Origin of the sequence: Thalassobaculum sp. OXR-137, assembly GCF_034377285.1 — a bacterium.
Classification (GTDB): Bacteria; Pseudomonadota; Alphaproteobacteria; order Thalassobaculales; family Thalassobaculaceae; genus Thalassobaculum.
This window is the reverse complement of the sequence record NZ_CP139715.1, coordinates 4727885-4752622: the sequence shown is the minus strand read 5'-3', so window position 1 is coordinate 4752622 and position 24738 is coordinate 4727885. Positions and strand designations below refer to the sequence as shown.

General features: G+C 67.2%; 24 protein-coding genes. 16 read left to right on the top strand and 8 right to left on the bottom strand.

The window, feature by feature from the left end; all coding sequences use genetic code 11:
* Positions 1-49: 49 nt before the first annotated feature.
* Genes T8K17_RS22050 through T8K17_RS22035 form a run of 4 tightly spaced genes read right to left on the bottom strand, consistent with a single transcriptional unit; the run spans position 50 to position 3428 of the window.
* Entirely contained in the window at positions 50-1219 is a 1170-nt protein-coding gene (locus T8K17_RS22050) for an FAD-binding oxidoreductase (protein WP_322331888.1), read from the bottom strand.
* Positions 1220-1230: 11 nt separating this feature from the next.
* Positions 1231-2067, bottom strand: coding sequence for a GNAT family N-acetyltransferase (locus T8K17_RS22045; RefSeq protein ID WP_322331887.1), 837 nt, complete (start codon positions 2065-2067; stop codon positions 1231-1233).
* A complete protein-coding gene (locus tag T8K17_RS22040) occupies positions 2064-2750 on the bottom strand; it encodes a GntR family transcriptional regulator (RefSeq protein WP_322331886.1) in 687 nt (228 codons plus the stop codon). The genes T8K17_RS22045 and T8K17_RS22040 overlap by 4 nt, the downstream gene beginning before the upstream one ends.
* 9 nt (positions 2751-2759) lie before the next feature.
* The gene (locus T8K17_RS22035) at positions 2760-3428 is read right to left on the bottom strand and encodes a haloacid dehalogenase type II (RefSeq protein WP_322331885.1); all 669 of its coding nucleotides are present in this window, start codon (positions 3426-3428) and stop codon (positions 2760-2762) included.
* A gap of 234 nt (positions 3429-3662) precedes the next feature.
* Here T8K17_RS22035 and T8K17_RS22030 point away from each other — a divergent pair, with 234 nt between their 5' ends.
* The 3 genes from T8K17_RS22030 (at position 3663) to T8K17_RS22020 (ending at position 5504) form a co-directional block, all read left to right on the top strand.
* The gene (locus tag T8K17_RS22030) at positions 3663-3947 is read left to right on the top strand and encodes a hypothetical protein (protein WP_322331884.1); all 285 of its coding nucleotides are present in this window, start codon (positions 3663-3665) and stop codon (positions 3945-3947) included.
* 113 nt (positions 3948-4060) lie between these two features.
* Positions 4061-4708, top strand: a complete 648-nt coding sequence (locus T8K17_RS22025) for a DUF6963 family protein (RefSeq protein WP_322331883.1) — start codon at positions 4061-4063, stop codon at positions 4706-4708.
* Between the two features lie 73 nt (positions 4709-4781).
* The gene (locus T8K17_RS22020) at positions 4782-5504 is read left to right on the top strand and encodes a phosphatase PAP2 family protein (protein ID WP_322331882.1); all 723 of its coding nucleotides are present in this window, start codon (positions 4782-4784) and stop codon (positions 5502-5504) included.
* 15 nt (positions 5505-5519) lie between these two features.
* On the opposite strand, the gene T8K17_RS22015 is transcribed toward T8K17_RS22020, so the two are convergent.
* Positions 5520-6689 carry a hypothetical protein gene (locus T8K17_RS22015; RefSeq protein WP_322331881.1) on the bottom strand — a complete coding sequence of 390 codons (1170 nt, stop codon included), beginning with the start codon at positions 6687-6689 and terminating at the stop codon, positions 5520-5522.
* Positions 6690-6850: 161 nt separating this feature from the next.
* Between T8K17_RS22015 and T8K17_RS22010 the strand changes: the two genes are divergently transcribed.
* The 11 genes from T8K17_RS22010 to T8K17_RS21965 all read left to right on the top strand — a co-directional run bounded on the left by T8K17_RS22010 (position 6851) and on the right by T8K17_RS21965 (position 17998).
* Positions 6851-8059, top strand: coding sequence for an ABC transporter substrate binding protein (locus T8K17_RS22010; RefSeq protein ID WP_322331880.1), 1209 nt, complete (start codon positions 6851-6853; stop codon positions 8057-8059).
* Positions 8060-8078: 19 nt separating this feature from the next.
* Positions 8079-10085, top strand: coding sequence for a SpoIIE family protein phosphatase (locus T8K17_RS22005; protein ID WP_322331879.1), 2007 nt, complete (start codon positions 8079-8081; stop codon positions 10083-10085).
* 107 nt (positions 10086-10192) lie between these two features.
* On the top strand, positions 10193-11590 hold the full coding sequence (locus T8K17_RS22000) for an L-serine ammonia-lyase (RefSeq protein ID WP_322331878.1): 1398 nt from the start codon (positions 10193-10195) through the stop codon (positions 11588-11590).
* 267 nt (positions 11591-11857) lie between these two features.
* Positions 11858-12064, top strand: coding sequence for a DUF3185 family protein (locus T8K17_RS26325; RefSeq protein ID WP_416153147.1), 207 nt, complete (start codon positions 11858-11860; stop codon positions 12062-12064).
* A gap of 61 nt (positions 12065-12125) precedes the next feature.
* On the top strand, positions 12126-13070 hold the full coding sequence (locus tag T8K17_RS21995; protein ID WP_322331877.1) for an OmpA family protein: 945 nt from the start codon (positions 12126-12128) through the stop codon (positions 13068-13070).
* A 204-nt stretch (positions 13071-13274) separates the two neighbouring features.
* Positions 13275-13523, top strand: coding sequence for a hypothetical protein (locus T8K17_RS21990; protein ID WP_322331876.1), 249 nt, complete (start codon positions 13275-13277; stop codon positions 13521-13523).
* Between the two features lie 130 nt (positions 13524-13653).
* The gene (locus T8K17_RS21985) at positions 13654-14175 is read left to right on the top strand and encodes a hypothetical protein (RefSeq protein WP_322331875.1); all 522 of its coding nucleotides are present in this window, start codon (positions 13654-13656) and stop codon (positions 14173-14175) included.
* The gene (locus tag T8K17_RS21980; RefSeq protein ID WP_322331874.1) at positions 14136-14930 is read left to right on the top strand and encodes a response regulator transcription factor; all 795 of its coding nucleotides are present in this window, start codon (positions 14136-14138) and stop codon (positions 14928-14930) included. The genes T8K17_RS21985 and T8K17_RS21980 overlap by 40 nt, the downstream gene beginning before the upstream one ends.
* Before the next feature lie 7 nt (positions 14931-14937).
* Entirely contained in the window at positions 14938-16455 is a 1518-nt protein-coding gene (locus T8K17_RS21975; RefSeq protein ID WP_322331873.1) for a HAMP domain-containing sensor histidine kinase, read from the top strand.
* A 436-nt stretch (positions 16456-16891) separates the two neighbouring features.
* Positions 16892-17404: an RNA polymerase sigma factor gene (locus T8K17_RS21970; RefSeq protein WP_322331872.1), complete on the top strand. Its 513-nt coding sequence runs from the start codon at positions 16892-16894 to the stop codon at positions 17402-17404.
* Between the two features lie 171 nt (positions 17405-17575).
* Positions 17576-17998: a PRC-barrel domain-containing protein gene (locus tag T8K17_RS21965; RefSeq protein ID WP_322331871.1), complete on the top strand. Its 423-nt coding sequence runs from the start codon at positions 17576-17578 to the stop codon at positions 17996-17998.
* Positions 17999-18118: 120 nt separating this feature from the next.
* Here the strand turns inward: T8K17_RS21965 and T8K17_RS21960 are convergent, their stop codons facing one another.
* Positions 18119-21694 carry an ABC transporter ATP-binding protein gene (locus tag T8K17_RS21960; RefSeq protein WP_322331870.1) on the bottom strand — a complete coding sequence of 1192 codons (3576 nt, stop codon included), beginning with the start codon at positions 21692-21694 and terminating at the stop codon, positions 18119-18121.
* Positions 21695-21871: 177 nt separating this feature from the next.
* Between T8K17_RS21960 and T8K17_RS21955 the strand changes: the two genes are divergently transcribed.
* The gene (locus T8K17_RS21955; protein WP_322331869.1) at positions 21872-22804 is read left to right on the top strand and encodes a LysR family transcriptional regulator; all 933 of its coding nucleotides are present in this window, start codon (positions 21872-21874) and stop codon (positions 22802-22804) included.
* On the opposite strand, the gene T8K17_RS21950 is transcribed toward T8K17_RS21955, so the two are convergent.
* A complete protein-coding gene (locus tag T8K17_RS21950) occupies positions 22801-23520 on the bottom strand; it encodes an aspartate/glutamate racemase family protein (protein ID WP_322331868.1) in 720 nt (239 codons plus the stop codon). The genes T8K17_RS21955 and T8K17_RS21950 overlap by 4 nt on opposite strands.
* Positions 23521-23594: 74 nt before the next feature.
* Between T8K17_RS21950 and T8K17_RS21945 the strand changes: the two genes are divergently transcribed.
* Positions 23595-24164 (top strand): XRE family transcriptional regulator, encoded by a 570-nt coding sequence (locus T8K17_RS21945; RefSeq protein ID WP_322331867.1) that lies wholly within the window; start codon positions 23595-23597, stop codon positions 24162-24164.
* 40 nt (positions 24165-24204) lie between these two features.
* On the opposite strand, the gene T8K17_RS21940 is transcribed toward T8K17_RS21945, so the two are convergent.
* A complete protein-coding gene (locus tag T8K17_RS21940) occupies positions 24205-24651 on the bottom strand; it encodes a PAS domain-containing protein (RefSeq protein WP_322331866.1) in 447 nt (148 codons plus the stop codon).
* Between the last annotated feature and the right edge of the window lie 87 nt (positions 24652-24738).

Sequence of the window (24738 nt, the reverse complement as noted above, 5' to 3'; positions counted from 1 at the left end):
CTCGGGGCCGCAGCGGCAAGGCCGGTTTCGTGAACCTTCCGTGTCGCCGTCAGGCCTTCGCGGGCAGGCGGAGCTTGTCGCGGGAGACGGGATGATCCCAGTCCTCTCCGGCGACCAGCCGGGCGGCGAGCCAGCCCCAGTCGTCGGCCGATTTCGCGCCCTTGCCGTTGCCGCCCACGGCCACCGCGATCCTTCCGTCCTCGACCCAGTCGATATGGGGATAGCCGGTGGCGGTCCAGGCGACGGCGCAGGTATCGGTGTGCCAGTGACTGGCGCGGGCGAGGCCGGGGATCAGGTCGGTGAGAAAGGCCTGGAAGTCGCGCCTGTTGTCGGCCGACCCGCTGCTCTTGAACCAGCGCGAGAAGTCCTCCCGGCTGTGCAGGTCGGCATCGTCGGTGCTGCCGATCCCGATCTTCAGATACAGGTGCCCGTCTGGATAGCGGATCGGCGGCAGGATATAGGCGCCGCTTTCAGCATGACCCATGGTCGGCATCGACGCTAACTCCTCCGCCAAGTCGCCTTCGATCCGCGCCAAAGTGACGGTCCGACCGAAGACACGCAGGTTCAGGGCCTGCGGGCTCAACCCCCAGGCATCGGTGAAGGCGCCGGCGGCGATCAGTACGCGCTCGGCCTGGTGGACTGCGCCGGCGGCGGTTTCCACTTCCACCCCGCCCGAGATCAGGCGGATGGCGGCGGCCTCCTCGGCGATGATCGTGGCGCCGCGTTTTGCGGCGGCAGCGGATTGCGCGGCGACCATGGCGCGCGGACTGAGATGCCCCGCCTTGCCGGTCTCGTGCAGGCCGCGCCGGTCGTCGGCGATCTTGAGGAAGGGGAAGCGCGTGCGGATATCGGCGGCATCGAGCCGGGCGATCTGCGCGCCGAGCGGCCGGCCGGCGGCTTCCGACCGGTCGAGATAGTCGGAACCGGGACCGCTGAGGCCGAGATAGCCGGACGGGGTGAAGAAGCGGATGCCGCCTTCCGCCTCGATCTCGTCGTAGCGGTCGATGGAGCGCTTCGCCGTGACCGCCCAAATGGGGTCCGGGTCGACCGCCCGGGTCATCCGGCCCTCGTCGTAGTGGCTGGCGAAGACGCCCCGGTGGGTGGCGCGGTCGGCAGGTTCGTCGGGCCCGAGCAGGGCGACACCGTCCGTCAACCCGGCCAGATGACGCCCGGCGGCGCTGCCGATCAATCCGCGGCCGATGACGATGACCTTGTGCATGGGCGGGCTCCTCAACCGAGCGCGTGGCTGGACAGGGCAAAGAGGCGGGCGTCGTCGGACGGTTCGGGCCAGGAGCCTCGCACCATCACCGGCGAGTCGGCGCCGACGGCTGCGAGCCCCTGGGATTCCAGGAATGCGGCAAATCCGTCGAAGCCGACCGGCGCATCCACCCGTACGAAGCCGGGCAGGGCGAGGGCGCGGAACAGCCGGATCGCCTCCTCCTCGCCGGCGGCCACGATTGGGCCGATGACGGTGCCGCGCCCGAACATGCGCTCGATCGCGTAGCCGGTGATGCCGGCACCCCCGTCGATCACCGCGACCCGGCCGATGTCGCGCAGGGCAGCCAGGGCGTCGGTCCGTCCGGCGCCGAAGGCCGCCCGGTCGAGGGCGAGGATCGCCGGCATATCGTTCGGTGTGGCCGGGCGGAGGTCCGCGGCCAGCTGCGGTCGGCCCTCGTAGGTCCCCTGATACTGGCGGCAGGCGCCGACCGTGCGGAAGCCGAGCTTATCGTAGAGCGGTTTGCCGGCCTCGGTGGCGAGCAGCATCATCGACCGCTCCCCGGCGTCGTCCAGAATCCGCTCCACCAGCCGGCGGCCGATACCCCGGCCTTGGCAGTCGGGAGAAACCATCACCAGCCCGAGCCGGGCGGCGGCGGGTTCGAACGCCCACCATAGAGCCACACCCTGCAGGGCGCCGGCATCGTCCTTGGCGGTATGGCCGGCGCCCAGCCGCATGAACAGGCCGATATCCTCGCGGCGATGCGGCCAGCGCAGAGCTTTCACCAGTTCCGTGACGGCATCGAGGTCGTCCGGCTGGACGGGGCTGACGTGAAGCGCGGAGGCGGTCATCGGGCCTGTCTCCGGTCTTGGTCGGGGGCGTCCTGGCGCAGGCGGCGCAGGATGACGGCCGGGTTGCCGAAGTGGCGATGCAGCTCCGGCAGGATCGTCTCGACCGGCGCGGTGCGGATCAGTTCGGCCAGCCGGAAATGCTCGACGGCGAGGTCGTCGCGGCTGCGGTATCCGCCCATCAGCCGGTGCAGGCACAACCGGGTCTCGGCCTGGACGGTGGCGTAGGTGCGCGACAGCCGCAGGCTGCCGGCGGCATCCACCAGGGCGCGGTGGTACTCCAGATCCAGATCGCCGCCACTGGTATGGTCGCCGCCGCGCATCGCCCGGTCCATGCGTTCGGAAATGACGGTGAGGTGTCTGGCGGTCGTGGCCCGGTCGCCGTGGGAGACGAGGCGTCGGACGGCCGCTTCCTCCAGACTGGCGCGCACGAAGAACACGTCCAGCATGTCCTCCTCGCTGAGGTCGACCACGAAGACGCCACGATGGGGGATGCTCTTCAGCAGCCCTTCCTGGACCAGCCGCTGCATCGCTTCGCGCAGCGGGCCGCGGCTGATGCCGAGGGCGAGCGCCAGTTCCACTTCGTGGAGCTGCTCGCCCGGGCCGTGAGCCCCGGCCAGGATATCGCTGCGCAACCGCTCGGCCACCTGGGTGGACAGGGTGACCTTTTCGATCGGTTTGGGCACCGCCACGGCTCAGGCCCCGAGCAGGCCCGGCAGGCCGCCGATATCGGCGATCGCCCGATAGCCGTAGGCCGGATTGCCGGGACCATGGCCGCGCTCCACGAACACCCGCTGGGCGATGCGCAGGTCATGGGCGGTCATCAGGTCGTAGCGCAGGCTGGACGATACGTGCATCACATGCTCCGGCCCGCAGCCCAGCGTGTCGAACATGTACTCGAAAGCCTGGAACCGGGGCTTGTAGGCCTGTGCCTGTTCGGCGGTGAGCACGGCGTGGAACGGTGCGCCGAGCTTATCTACATTCGCCTGGATCTGACTGTCGGAAGCGTTGGACAGCACGACCAGCGGCAGTTTCTGCGCGGCCCGGGCCAGGCCGGCGGGGACGTCGGGATGGGGCCCCCAGCTCGGGATCGCATCGACGATGGCCTGAGCATCGTCCGCATTGAACGTCACACCCCAGCGCTTGCAGGTACGTTCCAGCGCGCGGTGCAGGACCTCCGGATAGGGCTTCCACGCGCCCAGAACCTCGTCGAACCGGAAGGCCGTGAAGTCCTCCAGAAAGCCCGGCATCGCTGCGCTATCGACCCGGTCGGCGAGACGTGCCCGGGTGACGTCGCCGACCCTGAAGTCGGTCAGCGTTCCGTAGCAATCGAAGGAGATATAGCGGATTTGGGACAGCGACATGCCAAGGGCCTCGATCATGGTTGATGCGACAGTTGCCGATGATTGTCAGATTGTCAACAATCAAACAATTATCGTCCCGGGCGCTCGGTTCGACGGGGGCAGGGGCAGACCCGTGGCGGGAACCGTGGCTCCGGCGAGACGTTTCTCACGCATGCAGACGCGCGGTCGATCCGACGCCGGAAACCGACCTTCTGACCGGCGCAACCGACCGCTTCAATCGAATGGAGAACCACCATGGCCACCAAGGGTGCCGCAGACTTCGCGGCAATGATGTTGGATCCGTACGACCATTTCGAGACTCCGATGGCCGTCGCCCGTAGCGAGTCCCTGAGCAAGGAAGAGAAGCTCAGCGTGCTCAAATCCATGGAGGAAGACGCCCGCGAGCTTCAGGTCGCCGAAGAGGAGAGCATGGATGGCGGCGAACGGCGGTCTCTGTCCGCCGTCCGCGATGCCATGCGGGCAGTGGATCCCGAGGCCGCCGCCCGCAGCGAGGCCGTGCAGACCAGCAAGGCCCGCTGACGCGAACGCGCCGGCCCTATGCGGCGCTGTCTGCCCGCCGACGTCGTCGATCCGTTGCCGGAGGTCTATAGTGCCCGCGGACGGGCATCGACACGGCAACGACGGGGGCGACTATGACGATCGGGATCGGCGCCTTCGGGCGGAACGCCGGCGCGGCGGTACTGGCCGCCTGGGAAGAGGCGGAAAGACGGGCGTCCGGCGATCTTCACGGCTTCGCCGTCTTTACCGTGCTGAGGGCGGGCGGCGAGCCGGTCTCCCTGGATTGTCAGCGCGGAGGCCTGGAAGCCATACGTGCCGGGGCTGAGCAACTCGTCCAGACGGCACAGGCGACCGTCGCAGCGGTGATCACCAGCGGTCCGGACCGGCCAGAACCACTGTCCCAATTCCTCGCGGCCGGACGGGCCGGGCTGGTCACCGGCCACCGGCTCCCCAATCTGGCAACGGTGGAGGGACCCTCGGCAGGCCGGGCGGCGCTGGCCCTGCTCGCGCAGGGGCTGTCGGCCGATGAAGCGGTGGCCCGGGTCCTTCGCAGCAATCCCGATATCGATGCCGGCCTGATCGCCGTGACCCCGACCGATCTGGGTCTTGCGAACAGCGCGCATGTGGAAGGGCGCGACGATCTGGGCCGCGCGCTCATCATGGCGGAGGACCGCCGGTACGGGTTTGGGCTGCTGCACAACTCCATCGCGCCGGTGGAGGGCCTCGCCCAGGCCGTTGCGGCGGTCGGTGAGGCGGTGCTCGCGAGGGCTGGCGATAGCTAGAAACCGCAACCGCTCTCGCCCCAGCCCGACATCGGCAGAACGGGAGGGCAGCCCGAGACCGCCGGAGATATCAATGACCTTCAGAACCCTTTTGGAACGAGCCCTGGCCGAGGCGCAGCGCCATTGGATGATCCTGGGATCGGCGCTCCTCCTGTACGGCTTCGGCGTGCTCGCCAGCGAAGTCGGGGAAGGGGAGACGCTGACATTCGACAGGTCGGTCCTGATGTTCTTCCGCGTGGACGGCGATCCCACACTGGCCATCGGCCCCGAATGGATGTTCGAGATGGCGCGGGATATCACCGCGCTCGGGAGCTTCACGCTGCTCTGTCTGCTGGTGGTGGCGGTCGCCGGGATCCTGCTGATCCTCCGACGCAACGACATCGCGGCGTATCTGGTGACGGCGATCGCGAGTGGGACAGCGCTCAGCACGGGTCTGAAGCTGATCTTCGACCGGCCGCGCCCCGATTTGACCGGGATCGTTCAGGTCTTCACGTCGAGTTTCCCCTCGGGCCACGCGACGATGTCGGCGGTGACCTTTCTGACCCTCGGTGCCTGCCTGGCCGCGGCGACCGATAACCGGAGGCTCAAGACGTTCGCCTATGTCTACGCCATGCTGCTGACCATCCTCGTCGGGTCGAGCAGGGTCTATCTGGGGGTGCATTATCCGACCGATGTGGTCGGCGGCTGGATCGTCGGCGCGTCGTGGGCGGCGCTGAGCTGGCTTGGGTTCCAGGTGGTGGTCCGCCGCAGACCCTCCGCACGCCGGCTCGCGCGGGCCGGTTCCGAAACGGAATGAGCGGGACTTCGCCCCTCAGGCGGAAGCGCGGAGTGTCGAGGGGGCGACGGTCGACGGCTCCGGCACCCGGACCCAGGCGAGCAGTCCCAGGCCGAGGGCGATTAGGGCGGCCGCGCCGAGCATTGCCGTCGTGCCGGTGTGCCACAGCACGCGGGTGACGACCGTCAGCGGAATGCCCACCGCGACGCGATACTGCGGGCGGTAGAGACGGCGCGGGCGGACTTCGATCACGGCATCGAACACGCCGTCGGGTCGCATCCAGCGGTCGCTCTGGTCCTGCAGACCGGCGGCGGCCTCGATCCGGTTGCCCTCCAGCAATGCAACGTAGGAAATGATGTCGTTGGATTCCTGATATTCGCGGACCACGTCGCCCAGACCCACGAGATCGCTGGGGTCGATGCCCAATGCCATGGCTTCGCCGAGGCGCGCACCGAGCGATTCCCCATAGGCATTGGCGGTCTCGATCGCCTTCGTGGCGCCGAGCCCGAAGATCGTCGCACCTACGATCCCCAGCCCGATGAGGCAGGTCACGGCGTAGACGGTCGCCAGTTCGCGGTAGGATTGGAAAACCTCCGGATTGGCGAGGACGGCGGCGTGCACCACCACGCCGAGCGCCAGCAGCACCAGCGCGGCGAAACCGGCGATCGCCGTGCTCCGGGTGAACTCCGCCAGGATCTCGTGCTCATAGTAGAGCACGATGCTCCCGGCCGGACCGAAGCGGCCGGCGACCGGCAGGGAGTACCGCGACAGCCAGTCGTGATGCTCGATCCCGGGCAACTCGTCGCCCAAGCCCAGGAAACTTCCCTCGGTCCATTCCCGGTCGCCCGCATCGAAGTCCGTCGGATTCCGCAGCACCACCCGGTCGGTCAGATCGACGATCTCCACGGCCCGCACGGCCGTGTCGAACCGCAGCACGCGGCCGCTGGCCGCATCGAAGCCGATGAAGTCGGAGACCGGGAGGCCCATGGACAGCATGCCGCCCATCGCCTTGTGGACGGTCTCCGCCTCGGTGCGGATCCGCTCCACGTCGAAGCGCGACGACGCCAGAACCCACCAGCTGCCGCCGAAGAGGACGAGGCCGGCCAGTACGAGGCACAGACAGGCGACCAGACGCCGGCGTGCGGACCGGATCGCGCTGCTGTCCGGACCGGCATCCGCTAGGTCCGATTGGAGTGGCTGGTTCATTCGGGCACACCTTTGACGTGATTGGCAGGATAGGCCAGCCCGAAGACGATGCAAGCCGGACTCGCGCCCGGACGATCGCGCTAACGAGTTGCTGTCACTGGTCGCGTGTGAAACAGTCGGGTCACGCAATAGCCGGATGTCTCGCTGGAAGGAAGCTCTCCGTGACGGCTGTCATGCTCGCACGGGCACTGGTGGTGTGCCTCATCTCCCTGACGGTGGGGGCGATGGTTGCCGGAAAACCGGCGCAGGCTGCCGCAGAGCGGCCTGTGCTGGACTGGCTGGAATTCAGCGCCGCCACCCAGGAGCACTACCGGATTTCTGCCAACCCGCAGGATACGGCACGGATGCGCGCCGTCCCTTCCTGGACGGACAGGCCGAGCCGCTTCCATCTGCTGATGCTGATCCCGTTCAAATCCGTTGCCGCCTATTCGATCGGCGTCGACGGGGTGCTCGACACGTTCCGCCAGCAGAACATACCGGCGGAATTCGAGATCTGGCTCTACGGAAACGACGACGCCATCGCCCAGGAGGCCGTCGACTGGGCGGAGTCGCATGCGGTCGACCTGATCATGCCGGTCGGCTCGCGCGCGGCGGAGTTCATGCACCAGACCTATGTCGGCGGCCGGTTGCCGGTGGTCACCAACTCCGCCAAGGATCCGGTCCTGCTCAGCCAGATGCCGGACTATCAGAACGGCAGCGGCACCAATATCGCCTATACGTCGAACACGGTGCCGATCCGCCTGTTCGTCAGCTACCTGCTGCAGCTTCTGCCGGATCTGAAGAATGTCGGCGTGCTGTATGCGGAGTCGAACCGCAGCGCGATCGAGACCCAGGTCACGCCGCTGCACGACCTGGCGGATTCTTTCGGGCTGACCGTCTACGACGTGGCGGTGGGCGACGGCCAGCAGGTCGAAGAGGATCTGGTCGCCGGTATGGGACGGGTCCGCCAGCAGATGGTGAATTCGGATCCCGGCCTGTCGGCCAGCGCCTGGATCGTGACGGGGTCGACGTCGGTTTATCAGCGGATCGGCCTGATCAACGGTCTTGCTGGCCGCGCGCCGGTCGTCTCGACGTTGCCGGACGTCGTGCGCAGCGGCGACGACAGCGCGGCGATCTCCATCGGCATCAACCAGTCCACCGCGGTCCAGCTTTCGGCGTTCTATGCCATCAGCGTCCTGACCGAGGGCGTGGATCCCGGCTCCCTTCCGGTCGGCGTCGTCACACCGCCGGATCTCGCGATCAATTTCCGCGTCGCCCGGCAGATCGGCCTCCGGATTCCCTTCCGGTTCATGGAGGCCGCGACGTTCATCTACAATTACGACGGCAGGCAGGTGCGGGCGTTCGGACAGCCGGTCGGATACATTAATTGAAGCCCGGCCGGGATTGCCCATGACCCATGCATCAGAGAATTCGAAAGAAGCGACGACCGGTCGGATGCGGCCGGCCCGGCGGTACAGCTTCGTCATGGGGCTGGCCTATGTCGTGCTGCTTGCGGTGTCGGTCGGGTTCTTCATGTTCCAGATCGACAAGCGCGAGAAGGCCGAATGGGACGCGCTCTCCAGCGGCCTGAAGGAGCATGGCCTGATCCTCGACGCCCTGGCCTCCGCGGTGGTGAGGCGGTCGGAGGAGATCCGCGACGATGTCACGTCGGCCTACGCCGCCGCCCTGAGCGATATGCCGGACGGTCGGGTCCAGGCCCTGGTCGACAGAGGGGAGTTCGGAGAGCTCTCGTTGCGGGTCAATTCGGGGATCGACCTGCCCTCGACGGCGGCGCTGGCCGGTGTCCTCGATGCCGGGGCCGACCGGTCCACCGACGCCGAACTGGTCGCGGCCCTCCAGTTGCTGGGCGAGTTTCGGTATCTCGTCTCGCTGCTGCCGACGATCAAGCGGACCGCTTACATCTCTCGGGCCGGCTTTGCCGCGATGCTGCCGGCGACCCAGGCCGAGGCCGACGCCTTCCTGCACGCTCCCCGGTCGGACGCTCTGATGACGACGGGACTGCCGAACGACAATCCCGAACGTCAGGGACGGTGGCTGTTTGGAACGGACCGAACCGGGAGCCCGCTGCTTCATCTGGTGATCCCGGTGGACGTTCAGGGCCGGTTCCTGGGCGTCATCGCGTTCGAGTTTTCCCTGGATTATCTGAACAGGGTCAACGGCGATTTCGAGTATCCGGTCGGACAGACCCTGTTGGTGACGGCCGACGGCCTGCTGCTGGCGCATCCGGAGCAGGGTGCTATTCGGGTGCCGCTGGGATCCCCGGTCGCCGACGCCCTGCCGGTCGACGCGGCGGAGGTGGTCGCCCGTGCCGATGACGTGCCCTCGCGCCGGGTGGTCGACGTTGGGGGAACCCTACTCTATGTCGAGGCCCTGGAATCGGCACCCTGGACGCTGATCTATCTGGGAGACCGCTGGACGATCCTGACCAGCCTGATCGTCGACCGCGGGCCCGAGATGCTGGCTCTGGTGGCAGTCCTGACCCTCATGATGCTGATCGCCGGCGGGCTTACCGGGCGGGAGTTCGTCTGGCCGGCCAGCCAGCTTGTGGAGCATATCAAGGCGGCCGGCGAGGTCGGCCCCGGAGGGCTGCCGCGGGTGCCGCCGGGCTGGCGTCCCTGGTTCCGTACCGTCACCCGGGTGTTCCGCGAGAATTCGGACCTGGTCCGTTTGCGCCAGGAGCTGCAGATCGCCCACGACATGCAGGCCTCGGTGCTGCCGAGGGAGCCGTTCCGGCACGACCGGATGGTGATCGTCGGACAGATGCACGCGGCCTACGAGGTCGGCGGCGACTTCTACGACTACTTCCAGATCGACGAGAACCGGGTCGGCGTGGTGATCGCCGACGTGTCGGGAAAGGGCGTTCCGGCCGGGCTGTTCATGATGATCTCGCGCACGCTTCTGCGCGCCGAAGGGCTGGGCGGCGGCGACCCCGGCGAATGCCTCACCCGGGTGAACAACCTGCTGGAGCGCGAGAACGAGGCGGCCATGTTCGTCACCGTGTTCTACGGGGTGATCGACCTGAAGAGCCTGACCCTGTCCTATGCGAATGCCGGCCATAACCCGCCCTTCGTCCTGAAGGCCGACGGCAGCGTGGTTCCCATCGAGCCGCTGGGCGATCTGGTCCTCGGCGTCATGCCCGGCATCGAATACTCCTCGGCCACCACCAGCCTGTCGCCGCAGGACGCGCTGTTCCTGTACACCGACGGCCTCACCGAGGCGTTCGACGTGAACAACCAGGAATATAAGGAAGCCCGGCTGATCGAGGCCCTGGCGACCTGCCGGGGTCAGTCGGCGGCCGAGATCGGGGATTCCTGCATCGCCGATGTCGAAACCTTCGCCACCGGCGCCGCCCAGGCGGACGACATGACCTGCCTGGTGGTGCGGATCGAGGCCTGATCCGCACACTGAGCCGAATCCGCCCCGAACCGACGCTATCGTCCAAGTGTTTACCCTGGCATGGCGTATCCTGCCGGAAGCCGCGCGGATGGGGTGAGGGGGAAAGCATGTTTCTGTCGGTGTTCGACATCTTCAAGATCGGGGTCGGCCCGTCCTCGTCCCACACCATGGGGCCGATGCTGGCGGCGGCCCGGTTTCTTTCCGGATTACGAGATGCCGGCGGCCCGACGCCGGCGGCACTGCGGGTCCGGCTGCACGGCTCGCTCGCCTTCACCGGCAAGGGGCATGCGACCGACCGCGCGGTGATCCTCGGACTGCTCGGATACCGGCCGGACACCCTGGATCCGGACCGGGCCGACGCCCTGGTCGCCGAGGTTCAGGACAGCGGCAGGATCGAGGTGTCCGGGATCGGGCCTCTCGCTTTCGCCCCGCAGACGGATCTCGTCTTCGACTACGACGTCGCGCTGCCGGGGCATGCCAACGGCATGGTGATCGAGGCGCTCGACGGTGAGGGCGGCCCGGTCCTGTCTGAGACCTACTATTCCGTGGGCGGCGGCTTCGTGGTGACCGCGTCGGAACTCGAAGCCCAGCAGTCTGGCCGGGCCGACGGTCTGGGCGAGGAGAAGGCCCAACTGGGCTACCCCTATCCCTTCGGCTCGGCGGCGGAGATGCTGGCCATGGGCGAGCGGGCCGGGCTCAGCATCGCCGCGATGAAGCGGGCCAACGAGACGGTGGCCCATGGCGACGGACTGGAGGCGGCCCTGGATCGGATCCTCGATGCGATGGACTGCTGCATCGACCGCGGCCTGACCCAGTCGGGCGTCCTGCCCGGCGGCTTGAACGTCCGGCGCCGGGCCAAATCGATCCACGAGGCCCTGTTGGCGGAACGGGGCCTCAACCGGGTTCAGCCCCACACGGTGAACGACTGGATGAGCGTCTATGCCATGGCGGTGAACGAGGAGAACGCGGCCGGCGGCCGGGTCGTGACCTCGCCGACAAACGGTGCTGCGGGCGTGGTGCCGGCGGTGCTGCGCTACTACCGCGACCACTGTATCGGCGCGAGCCGCGACGGACAGCGGGACATACTGCTGGTCGCCGCCGCGATCGGCGGACTGATCAAGCACAATGCGTCGATCTCCGGGGCGGAGGTCGGGTGTCAGGGCGAGGTGGGATCCGCCTCGGCCATGGCCGCGGCCGGCCTGTGCGCCGCGCTGGGCGGCTCGAACGCCCAGGTGGAGAACGCGGCCGAGATCGCGCTGGAGCATCATCTGGGGATGACCTGCGATCCGGCGGGCGGGCTGGTTCAGGTGCCCTGCATCGAGCGCAACGCGCTGGGGGCGATCAAGGCGGTGTCCTCCGCCAGCCTGGCTTTGCGGGGCGACGGCCGGCATTTCATGCCGTTGGACAACTGCGTCCGAGTGATGCTGGAGACCGGCCGGGACATGAGCCTCAAGTATAAGGAAACCTCCACCGGCGGGATCGCGGTCAACCTCCCGGAATGCTGATCGGCCCCCGAAAGTTTTTTTGAGCTCGCGACTCGCGGGAAAGCGCCGGGGAGCCGCCTGTCTTCGTAGTTAACGGCTCCTAGTATGCAAAAATATGGAACCGTTCGCGTTCCCTTGCGTTTCATTGACGCGGAGGGGATCTGACAAAGCCACCTGACAAAATTCACTAACGTTAGCGGAATAATCAGGTCTCTTTTCCCGTCCTACCTATGTCGAAACCAAGTGGCGAGGGGTTGTCCGGTCGCCAGATCGATTGGAAGGAGTGAGATGATTTCGACACGTGTTGTAGGCCTTGCCGTTGCCGTGGTCGGTGGCGTGCTTCTGGCTCTCGGAGTGAGCGCGGCCGATGCCCCGCTCTCCGAGCTGAGGTACGAGCTCACGGGGCAGTATTCCGACCGGACGATGCTGCAAATCGTCGGTGGGGCCGCCGCACTGGTCGTTGGATCACTTGTGGCGCTTCGGGCGCGCTCTTGATCCTCAAGACCCGTAATTGACGCTTCTTCCGTATGACTAGAAAGAACTTAGGAGAACTATAATGCGTAAATCCGTGATGTATGCCGTTCCGATCGCTCTGGTCACCCTGATGTCTGTCGGCTCGACGGCCGCTCAGGCCAATGACGGCATCCTGTTCCCGAACGTGCATGCCATGCGTATGGCGAACCCGGCCGGCGGCAACTTCAACCAGGAGCTGGTCAAGGAGTACAAGGAAATCGCCCTCTTCGAGGCCGACGAGATGTACGACTGGTTCGACGCCGAGAATCATGCCGCCAAGGGCGTGATGGCGCAGAACGGCAAGACCCCGCTGCCGTATGACCCGGAGAACTGGGGCATCGAGGACGATGCGAAGATGGCCGAGCTGAAGTCGGCCCGCAGCGAGCTGGTCGGTCTTCTGGATGCCGGCGGACGCGAGATCGCCCCGTCCGAGGCCGCCATCGCCCAGGCGAAGTACGACTGCTGGGTCGAGCAGCAGGAAGAGGGTCACCAGCCGACCCACATCGCGGCCTGCCGTGACACCTTCTTCGCCGCGCTGAATAACCTGAAGGCCGCCATGGAGCCGAAGGTCGCGACGACCGACGTCACCCAGACCTTCGCCGAAGTGGCCCGCGAGATCGTCTACTTCGACTTCGACAAGGACACCATCACCCCGGACGCGCAGGCCAAGATCGACAACTTCGTCATGGAGATGAAGAAGCTCGACAACATCACCCTGTTCATCACGGGTCACACCGATACGTCCGGTTCGAACGCCTATAACAAGGACCTGTCCGCCCGCCGCGCTGCCACGGTGCGTGCCGAGCTGGACCGCCAGGGCATGACCACCGGCAACATCGAGGACCTCGAGATCGCTGCCGAGGGTGAAGAGCAGCCGGCCGTTCAGACCGGCGACGGCGTCCGCGAGCAGCTGAACCGTCGTGTCGAGATCATCGCCCAGGGCGCGGTGACCGAGACCTCCCGGGTCACGACCGTCACCACCAACTAAAGGTGACGTCCGTCACTGCGATTTAAGACGGCCCTGACGGGCTCTCTTCAGGAACCCCAGCCTCCTCGGCTGGGGTTCTTTTTTGTGCTTCAGTCAGGCCTTCGTGTTCTTTCTGTGGCAACCTGTGACAACCCTGTGCATCGCTTGAATGCCGTGACTTTCTGCAATAGATCAACTTCATACCGAAAAGATGGAGTCGCAGAAATGTCCACCAACAGCGTCGTCAAAACTCTCAGCGCAGTCCTCGTCGCCGGTGTTCTTCTTGGCGGTTGTTCCAATCTCAACACCCAAGAGCAGCGAGCTCTTTCCGGCGGTGCCCTGGGTGCCGGTGTCGGTGCCGCGGCGGGCGTGCTGACCGGCGGCAGCATCTTCGCCGGCAGCGTCATCGGCGGTGCGGCCGGTGCAGCCATCGGCGCCTTCACCAGCGAGAACGAGGTCAAGGTCAATCCCTGAGCCGTCCGTGGCCGAGCGGACCGCGTTCGCGGGGACCGGTTCGACCCGGCCCCAGGAATCTCGACTGGATGATTGAGAGTGACATGCACAGAGGATTGACAGAAACCGGCGCTGAGGCGATTCCTGACCGATGCGCCTGTTCATCGCCGTCATCTGCGTCTTATCGCTTGCTGCCTGTGCCGGAAGCACCGGCAAGCAGCAGGCGGCCATGGGCGTGCAGCCCGTCGTCAAGCCGACCGTCAGTGCGCCGGGACGGACACCCGTTCCCGAGCCTCGGCCGGCCGTGCCGAGCCGCGCCGGCGCAAAGAAACCTGGCGGCGACACAGGCGCGAACGCTTCTGCCCAGGCGGCCGCTCAGCAGCAGGCGTCGGCCGCTGCCCTCGCTCCGGCAGTGGACATGGATAAGCTCGCCGGCGCCGACCGGCCGCGCATCAGATCCCTGCTCGGACCAGCCGACGAGGTGCGGGCCCAGCCGCCGGGAGAGACCTGGATCTACCGGGAGGGCAAGTGCTCCGTCGAGCTCTACCTGTTCCCCCAGGTCTCCGCGTCGCAATACGCCGTTCTCGGTCACAGGTTCCTGCCGTCTTCTCTCGGCGAAGAGGAGCGGACGGCATGCTTAACGAAGTTAGCGTCGAGGACACCTGCTTCGTAATGCCTCCCGGTCCTCCCCCGCGTGTCCTGATCGTCGACGACGACGCCCTCATTCTCGAGACGCTGGCGATCAACCTCGAGGATAACGGCATCGAGACGGAGACGGCCGAGTCCGGCGAAGCGGCGATGCGCCGGCTTTCCGAGGACGCCAATTTCGATCTCGTGATCCTGGACTGGAAGATGCCGGGCATGTCGGGCCTCGACACGCTGAAGGCCATGAACGCGGCGAGTCTCAACCTGCCGGCCATCATTCTCACCAGCCTGACGGACCAGATCTTCGAGGAGTCGGCGCTGGCCACCGGTGCGGTGGATTTCGTCGACAAGTCCCGCAGCTTCTCGATCGTGCTGCGACGGGTGCAGATCATCCTGTCCGGCGTGCGCGGCCGCACCAGCGCGGGCGACGAGGAGGGGGCCGGTGCCGTAGCGGAGGCGGATCGCATCGTCGTCGGTGCGCTGACCCTGGACCGCAAGGCCGGCCGGGCATTCTGGAACGACGCCCAGGTGCCGCTCACCCTGACCGAGTACCAGCTCGTCGACGAACTGGCGTCCAAGCCGGGACGCGATATCAAGTATCGCGACCTCTACAACCTAGTGCACGGCGAGAACTTCTTCGTCGGCACCGGCGGCGACGGGTATCGGGCGAACGTCCGCAGCTTCGTGAAGCGGATCCGGCAGAAGTTCAAGGACATGGATCAGTCCTTCGAGCAGATAGAGAACTATCCGGGCTTCGGCTACCGCTGGCGCGAGCCGGAATAGGCGACCGGTGAGCCAGGGCGCCCCTCCATCGGCCTTCTCCCGCTATAGCCGCTCCATCGCCGCCAAGCTGCTGGTCGTGCTCATCCTGTTCATGGTGGTGCCGGCGGTGCTGTACGGCCGGTTCCAGATGGCGGACCAGGAACGCCGCGCCTTCATGCTGGAGAGCGTGCGCAGTCACGGCGCCGCCATCGCCCAGGCGCTGGCCGACGACGTGGGTCGGCCCGAGGCGGATGTTTTCGCCGAGGTGCCGGAGCGTCTGCATCTCTTCGAGACGCCGGGAATGCGCCTGCGGCTGCTGTTCAGTCCGGTCGGGGACAAGGATGTCTCCGACTTCTTCTATGTCGCCACCACCCCGCCCTCCACATCGGAGCAGCTGGAGGTGGAACGCCAGTTGTTCCGGGCCACGGGCCTGTTGAGCGATGTCTGGTCGTCCTGTTCGGGCATGCGGGAACTCAGCCGGGTGACGGCGGTCCCCGAGGCTGGCCGCGAACTGCTGGTGTCCATCACCCCGATCCGAACCGCCCAGGGATGCTGGGCGCTGATCGCCTCTCTGGCGCTGGACGACGAGGTTGCCGCCTCGCTGATCGAGCCGTATTGGCAGCGTCCGGAGGTCATCGCCGCCGTGGTCATCTATGTGGCGATGGCTTCCATTCTCATCCTCGTCCTGTTGGATGTTCGCGGAGCCCTGCGGCGGTTCGAGGTCCATGCCCGCCGGATCGCCAGCGCCGGCGGCGCCGGACGTTCGTTCCGCCGATTGAACCGGGTGCCGGAGCTGGACGGGGTGGCCGGGGAGTTCGACGCCATGGTCCAGCGCCTGCACGACGTGGCGGTCGATATCCGGGCCTCGGCGGAAGAACAGGTGCATGCGCTGAAAACCCCGATCGGCACCATCGCCCAGTCGCTGGAGGCGTTGCGCCGGGCGATTCCGCCGGACAACGCGCGGGCGCATCGCATGCTCGGCATCATCGACCAGTCGCGCCAGCGGCTCAGCAGCCTGATCGTGGCCGGACAGCGGACGACCGAAGCGGCCGCCCTGCTGGCGTCGCCGCCCCGCGACCCGGTGCGGGTCGACGCGCTCCTGCGCGACCTCTGCGCCGATTTCGAAGGGCCGTGCGAGGCGCGGGGCATCCATCTGAGCGCGGAAATCGCCGCAGAGGCGACGGTTCTGGGCAGTGACGAGATGCTGGAAGCGGTGTTCGAGAACGTCATCGAGAACGCGGTCGGGTTCTCGCCGAAGGGCGCGACGGTCGCTGTCCGCCTCGATCGACTGGGCCGTGACGTGCGGATCGTCGTCCGCGACTCCGGCCCCGGCGCATCCAAGGAGGTTCTCGGCCATCTGTTCGACAAGGGCTTCACCAAGCGCCCGGCCTCCGCCATCGACGAAGGGGGAGGCGGCCATTTCGGTCTGGGCATGTGGATCGTCAACCGCAATGTGGAAGCCCTGAACGGATCCGTCTCGGCGCGCAACGCCGATCCGAGCGGATTGGAAGTGACGATTACCCTGCCCATCGCGGAAAAATCGTGAACCGCGGAATAACACCCCATGCGCACGGGTCATGATGTCAGCGGCCAATAAAAAAGCCGCGTCATTGCCCCACTCCCCTGCAGGGCTCGTTTCGGCGGGCCCTGCATCGGGGGGCACGGGCCGGACACCCGGCGCTGCGCCGCTGCCGCGGCACCCCTCGCGACAGTAAGAAACCTTAGGGTTTCTGCGGATTTCGCGCCACCGCTCGGCTTTCAGATCTGCCGGGGCAGCACACTGCTGCCGCTGGAAGCGCAATAAAACGCCATACGTCACCGTTAGTGCCGGAACCCCCCATATGCCACGGCGTTCACAGGTTGGGGCCGGGAGGGCACAACCTTGTCACAGCTCTGGCCCAGCAACGTCACAGCCGTATCGCTAAGTCTTATTCAGACGACGGCGAACAGCCGGACACTTTGAAGGTTGTGGGAGCAGAGCAATGACCATCACCGAAATGCAGGCGAGAGAGCATTACAGCAGCGTTCAGCGGACTGCCCGCCGGCTGGTCGGCAATCGGGCCGACGCCGACGACATCGCCCAGGAGGCGCTGCTGCGGGCCATCGTTTATGTGCGCGACGGTCGGAAGGTGGAGAACTGGCGCGGCTACCTGAACCGGATCGTGCGGAACGTCATCGCCGACGACTATGCCCGCCGCAAGCGGCAGGGCCCTGTCGTCGATCTCGACGACGTCCAGGGCAGCCTCGGCGTTCTGCCGAACCAGTACCAGCGTCACCGCGTCCACGAGATGCAGGACGCAATCGATGCGCTGCCCGAGCAGCAGCACGACGTGGTGCAGATGATCGCCGTGGACGGCATGTCCTACCGCGCCGCTGCCGAGCAGCTCGGCGTGCCGGTCGGCACCGTCATGTCACGGCTGTATCGCGGTCGCGAGACGCTGAAGGTGCGGATGGACGAAGGCATGGGATCGCAGCCCGCTGCGGCCGCCGCCTGAGCCCATAGGTCTATCCCCTTCCTGTCGGAAACGGAGCGGTCGGGCCAGCCCCAACGCCTTGCCGCTCCGTCACGGGCCCGCCGGCGCCGTCCCCCACCCCCACCCCAGGCGCCGGCGGGATCCCGAGACGAGACAGGATACCCGCCCAGGTCGCGACCGGAGGAGGACGCTGTGAGAGCGAAGCTGATGACGACCGTCCTGAGTGCCGCATTCATGGCCGGAGCCGCCCAGATCGTTGCGGTGGCCGAGCCCGCCAACACCCAGACCACGATGCCGCCCTCGGCCGAGTCGGGCGCCGTGATCGACGTGAAGCCGGTCGGCCGCCCGAAGGTCGACGAGGCGACCTCCGCCAGGGAGAAGCAGCTCGTCGGCGCGACGGTGATCTCGCTGGACGAGAAGGAGGCCGGGACCATCGAAAAGATCGTCGACGAAGGCGGCTCGTCCAAGGCGGTGGTCGAATACGACGGTGTTTTGGGCGTCGGCGCCAAGAAGGTGGCGATCCCGCTGGCCGATTTCACCCTGATTTCCGAAGGGCGGGCCCGGGTCAGCCTGAGCGCGGCCGAGATCAAGGACCTGCCCACCTACGAGGGCTGATCGACTTAACCGAATGCGTCGGGACCTTGGCGTTGTTCCCCCGAGCTCCCCCCGAAGCGCCAGAGCGTTCCGACGCTGGACCCCGCGGCTCAGGCCGCGGGGTCTTCTCTTTGGGTCGTCCTATTGCGCCGCCCAGGCGGAGGCGAGCTGACGGGAAACGAGCTGGGCATAGAGCCCGCCCTTGGCCAGCAGCTCCTCGTGGCTGCCTTCCTCGATCAGCCGTCCGTCCTCCAGGACGACGATCTTGTCGGCATCGCGGATGGTGGACAGCCGGTGGGCGATGACGATGGTGGTGCGGTCCGCCTTCAGCTTGTCCAGCGCCCCGCGCACCGCCTGTTCGTTCACCGCATCCAGATGCGAGGTCGCCTCGTCCAGGATCAGGATCGGGGCGTCCTTCAGGAAGGCCCGGGCGATGGCGACCCGCTGGCGCTGCCCGCCCGACAGGGAGGTGCCCCGTTCGCCCACCGGCGTGTCGATCCCGTCCGGCAGCGTCTCCACCAGTTCCTGCAGGGAGGCATGGCGCACCGCCGCGTCAAGATCCGCCTCGGACGCCTCCGGCCGGGCAACCAGGATGTTGGCCCGCAGGGTGTCGTTGAACAGGTAGGTGTCCTGGGCCACCAGGGCGATCCGGCCGCGCAGGTCGTCCAGTTCGTATTGCTTCAGGTCGACGCCGTTCATAGTGACCCGGCCCGCATCCGGGTCCCAGAACCGCATGAGGAGCTGGGCGGTGGTGGTCTTGCCCGCGCCCGACGTGCCGACCATGGCGACGGTGGCGCCTGCCGGGATCTCCAGGGTCACGTCGTTCAGCGCGTAGCGATGCTGGCCGGGATAGGTGAAGGACAGGCCCTCGAGCGCCATGGAGGCGGGACCCTGGGCGGGCGGGACGCCCGGTCCGTCGGTCACCGGCACCGGCTCGTTCTCCAGCCCGTAATAGCGCCGGGTGGCGCCCAGGGTGTCGGCCAACTGGCGGCCGATCTGGGCGATTTCCGACACCGGCAGGAACGCCGCCATCGCCAGCAGGGTGAGCAAGGGCAGGATGCCCGGATCGATCGACCCGTTGGACGCCATCACAGCACCGGTCACCACCACCGCCAGGCCGCCGAGGCCGGTAAAGACCTCCAGCAGGCTCTGCTGCAGGGTTAGCTCCTCGAAGAACGGCAGGCGCAGGTCGATATGGCGCTGGGTTAGCTTCTCGATCAGTGTGCCGCGGGCGTTTTCCTGCTGGAAGGCGACGATCTCGCCGAGGCCCTGGACCGAGTCCACGGCGACGGCGCCGAGTTCGCCCGCCGCCTCCCGCGCCTCGGAGCCGAGCTGGTCGACCTTGCCCCGCATCAGGAATGGCGCCAGCGCCACCGCCACCAGGAACGGCACCAGGGCGACGGCGACCCACACGCTCTGGCTCGCCAGCACCGCGACCACGGCGGCTGGTACCAGGACGGCGACGAAAGCCGGGGCGACGGTGTGGGCGAAGAAATACTCGATCAGCTCGATGTCATGGGTGGCGAGCGACATCAGGTCGCCGGTGCGCCGGCGCACCAGATAGGCCGGCGACAGGGCGTCGAGCTTGCGGAAGGCGGCGATCCGCATCTCGGCCAGCAGCCGGAACGCCATGTCGTGGGCGAGCCAGGATTCCAGCCAGTGCAGCAGTCCGGACAGCGGTGCCACCACCGCCAGGGCGATGAGCCACTGGTCGTAGGACGTACCGTTCTTCAGCGCCAGGATGGTCAGCGCGCTGAACACCCCGACACCGATGAAGGCCACGACTCGCAGCACACCGAAGGCGAAGGTCAGGGTGAGGCGGCCCCACCAGGGCAGGGCGGTTGCCATCAGCGCCATCACCACCTGGAACCAGCCCAGGCCCTCGGCCTTGATGATGCCCTCGGTCGGGGCCTGTTTGGCGCCGCCGGGGACCGAGGACAGGGTTTCCGTCGCCGGCTTGGGGTCGATCACGGCGTCGCCCTCGGCCTGCTGGGATTCCCGCGCCTGCTCGGCCATCAGCCGGGCATAGACGCCGCCCTTGGCCATCAGCGCGTCATGGGCGCCTTCCTCCACCACCTGGCCCTTGTCGAGCACCAGGATGCGGTCGCAGTCGATGACGCTGGACAGGCGGTGGGCGAGCACCAGGGTTGTGCGGCCCTTCATCAGCCGGTTCAGGGCGTCCTGAATGACCGCCTCGTTCTCGGCATCGACCGCGCTCAGCGCCTCGTCGAGCACCAGGATCGGGGTGTCGCGCAACAGGGCGCGGGCGATGGCGACACGCTGGCGCTGGCCGCCGGAGAGCTTGATGCCCTTCTCGCCCACCACCGTCTGGTAGCCTTCGGGCAGGCCGGCGATGAAGCCGTGGATATTGGCGGCCTGGGCGGCGGCGATGACGTCCTCCTCCGACGCCTCGGGCCGGCCCATGCGGATGTTGTCGCCAATGGTGCCGTGGAACAGGAAGGTGTCCTGATTGACCACCGAGATGCGCGAGCGGATCTGCTCGAAGGACATCTCGCGCAGGTCGACGCCGCCGATGGTGACGCGCCCGTTCTCGGGATCGAAGAAGCGCAGGAGCATGCGCACGACCGACGACTTGCCGCAGCCGCTGGGACCGACCAGGCCGACCCGCTCGCCGGCGGCGACGTGGAAGTCGAGGCCGTCATGCACCATCCGCCGGGCGCCGGGATAGCGGAAGCCCACGCCCTGGAACGAAACCGACGGCGTCAGGCTCTCGGCCGCCGGATTGTGCGGACCGTCGACCACCGCCGGCACGCCGTCCAGCAGGTGATAGACGCCCTTGGCCGCCGACATGCCGACCATGCCCTGGTGCAGCACGATGCGCAGCTCGCGCATGGGCCGGAAGATCTCCACGCCCAGCATCATGATGATCAGCAGCTCGCTCAGCTCCATCGCACCGGAGTCCACCCGCCAGGCGCCGACGGCCAGCGCCGCCGCCGCGCCGCAGGCGATGGCAGTGTCGGTGATGCCGCGGGCCAGCGAGTTGGTCGCCAGCACCCACATGGTGCGCTTGAACAGGTCGCGCGCCTTGGCGGCGAGCGTATCGGCCCGCTGGGTGCCCTGGCCGAAGGCTTTTAGGGTCGGCAGGCCCTGGATGCTGTCTAGGAACTCCGCGGCGAAGGCCGAATAGGCCTTCTGGCGGCGCAGCGAATTGCGCTGGTCGAGGCTGTGCCAGATCGCCGGGGCGAACAGGGAGATCAGCGCGAAGACCAGCAGCACGCCGGCTACCGGCAGGTCGAGGAAGGCGGCGAAGGCGAAGATCAGGATCGGCGTCAGCAGCGAGATCAGGCCCTGTGGCATATATTGGCCGAAATAGGTCTCGAGCTGCTCTACCCCGTCGACCAGGGTGAGGGTGATCCCGCCGGACCGCTCGCGCCCGACATAGGCAGGGCCGAGTTCGGCCAGCTTGTCGAACAGTTTGCGCCACAGCTTCTTCTGCACGATGGCGGCGGTACGGTGGGCGACCGTGTTGCGCCAGTGCTCGAAGACGCCGCGCAGGAGCATGACGACCGCGATGGCCGCGATCGGCCCCATCAACTGTTCCACCGTGTCGCCGGCGAAGATCCGGCCGATCAGCCAGCCGAGCAGGGCCAGCCGCGCCACGCCCAGCGCCACGGCGCAAAGCCCAACGATCACCGCCAGCGCGATGCGCCAGCGGACACCCTGCGTGAAAGCCCAAAGCCGCGTCTCGAAATGCATCGGGGTCATCCTCGAATATCGAACTTGTCATCATTCTAATTGAGAATGACTCCGAACTAGATGGACGATTGCGAAGAGCCATTGTACGATTTTGAACGTTGATGCGGTGCCGCATGAACGCTCACTATCGACGGACAAGAGCAGACTGGGCGGCTATTGCCGTGATCGGAGGATGCGGTGATCAGCGACTGGGACAATCTGCGGGTGTTTCTCGCGCTGGCCGAGGAGGGCAGCCTGACAGCCGCCGCCCGCAAGCTGAAGGTCAGCCATCCGACCGTGGCGCGCCGGGTGAAGGCGCTGGAGGACGAGCTCGGCTCGCGCCTTTTCGAGCGGCTGCCCGACCGCTTCGTGCCGACCCTGGCGGCGACCCATCTGCTGGACGAGGTCCGGGCGATGGAGCAGTCGGCCCAGGCGCTGGCCCGGCGCAGCGCCGGCCTCACCGACACCCATCTCGGGACCGTGCGGATCTCGGTCGACGAGACCATGGCCGAGTTCATCTCCCGCCACCTGATGCGGCTGCGCGAGAACCACCGCTGCATCGAGTTCGAGATCGCCGTCGCCCATATCTCGGCCAACCTGTCGCGCCGCGAGGCCGACCTGCTGATCCGCAACCGGTTCCCCGACAGCGCTCATCTGGTCGGCCGCAAGCTCGGCCGCTTCGCCTACGCGGTCTACGGGGTGCGGGACTTCGCCAAGGCCTGCGACGGCAGTCCAGAGTCGCTGCGTGCGCTGTCCTGGATCGGGTTCGACGACGACCATCTCTATATGCCAGGCCAACAATGGCAGATTGAACTGCTGCAGGGGCGGGCGCCCGAGGTGCGCACCAATAACGGCGTGGTGTTCTACCACGCGATCCACGAGGGCCACGGGGTAGGTGTGCTGCCCTGCTTCCTGGGCGACAAGCATCCGGCCCTGACCCGGCTCACCCCGATCCTCGACGATGTGGTGGTCGACGAGTGGATGCTGGTGCACCGGGACATGCGCTCGCTGCCGCGCATCCGGGTGGTGATGGATGCGTTGGTGAAGCTGTTCCAGGACACCCGGGCGGAGATGGAAGGTCGCATCGCTGTGCCGACTCCGGTCAACGACCTCGCGGCGGTCGGCGGCTAGCTCACGGCGTATCTGAGCGCTGCATCGGCCAGCAGCCGGGTGGAATCCAAAGTCGGCAGGACGGAATTCTGGTCCGACAGGACCAGCGGCAGTTCAGTGCAACCGAGAATGACGGCATCGCACCCGCGGTCGCGCATCCGCGCGATCAGGCTTTCCAGGTAGGCGACCGACGCCGGCACGTGGATGTCGTTCACCAGCTCGTCCATGATGATGCGGGCGACCTCGTCCTTCTCTTCCTCCTCCGGCCGCAGGAACGCGATGTCCTCGGCGCCCAGGGCGTCCGGATAGACGGAGCTGTCCACCAGCCATCGCGTGCCGAGCAGGGCCGCCCGGCGAACGCCGCGGCGTCGGGCTTCGCTTGCGACCACCTCGGCGATGTGCAGCCAGGGCAGGGGCGAGCGCGGCCGCACGTGGGATATGGCGGCGTGGATCGTATTGTCCGGGCAGATCAGAACATCCGCTCCCGCCCCCGCAAGTTTCTCCGCCGAGCGCAGCATGATCGCGCCGACGGCGGCCAGGTCTCCCGCCTCCAGCGCCGCCACATAGTCCGCCAGGGAGGCGCCGTGCAGGACGATCTCCGGATGGGCATGGGGGCCCAGCAATGCCGGTGCCCTCGCGCAGATCGTCCGGTAGCAGAGTGCGGCTCCTTCGGAGGAACAGGCGACGATGCCGATGGTCCGGGGGTTTGCGGTGGAAGCGGGATCGGGGTAGGTCATGGCGGTCTCTCTTTCGGCGGATCGTTCGATATATAGAACGAGTAGCCGCCCCGTCAAAGCTGGAGTTCCGTGCGATGCCCTCCGAGATGCCGGACGATGCCGCCCGCCGACAGACCTTTGCGACGTTGCTGCAGTCGAAGCGGCGTCAGCGCGGCCTGTCCCTGAGCGAGCTCGCCCGGTCGGCGGGGATCGCCAAGTCGAACCTGTCGCGCCTGGAATCCGGCGAGGGCAATCCGAGCCTGGAGACGCTCTGGGCGCTGAGCGGCGCGTTGGACGTGACGGTGAGCGAACTGATCGACCCGCCGGCCGGCCAGGCACGGCTGGTGCGGCGGGGCGAGGCCGCCGACATGTGGGCGGAAGCGTCGGCCTACGGCGTCACGCTGCTATCGCGCTGCCCTGCCGGGGCGGTGCGGGATCTCTATCGGGTGACGTTCCAGCCGGGCGAGGCCAAGCGCTCGGCGCCGCATCCGGCTGCCAGCGTGGAGCATGTGGTGCTGCTGTCGGGCCGGGCCAGGGTCGGCCCGGTGGGGGCGGAGGAGGAGTTGGCGCCCGGCGACTATCTCACCTTCCCCGCGGCACAGGAGCATGTCTACGAGGCCTTGGCCCCGGACACTGAAGCGCTGATCGTGATCGAGACGCGTTAGAAGTGCGATCGGCCCCTGATTTCGGCTAGCCCGATTTCTGTTAGCTGGCGCGGAGCATCCGGCGGCGGGTGTCGATCAGGTCGATCGTCAGCAGCAGGTGCGTGATCTCCCCGTCCTCTCCGGAGAGCGGCAGGATCAGGTGGTCGCGCAGCACCACCTCCTTGAGGGGGCCTTCATAGGGCACCGGAGTGCGGACCGGCGCCCGGCTGGTCACGGCGTCGCGCAGGCCGGTCATCAGCGGGCCGTCCTGGCTGATATGCGGCAGGGAGCTCATGAGCTGGCCGGTATGGTTGCCGAAGGACACGGAGCGCACGGCGTCGCCGATCACCCGGAACCGGAAATCGGCGCCGCCGTCGATGACCTGGAGAAAGACCACATGGGTGAGCAGACGGGGAATGTCCGTGGGGTCGAAGTCGCTCCGCCGGGGAACGGGCCGACCGCCTCGGATCGACTCCCAGTATTCCAGGCTTTCATCAACCATCGACATTCTGGACCTACCGTGTCGAAGACATCAGGGGCTCGGCCGGTCGGCGGTGACTGACGAAAGGATGCGGCAGGTCTCGCAAAGGGGACG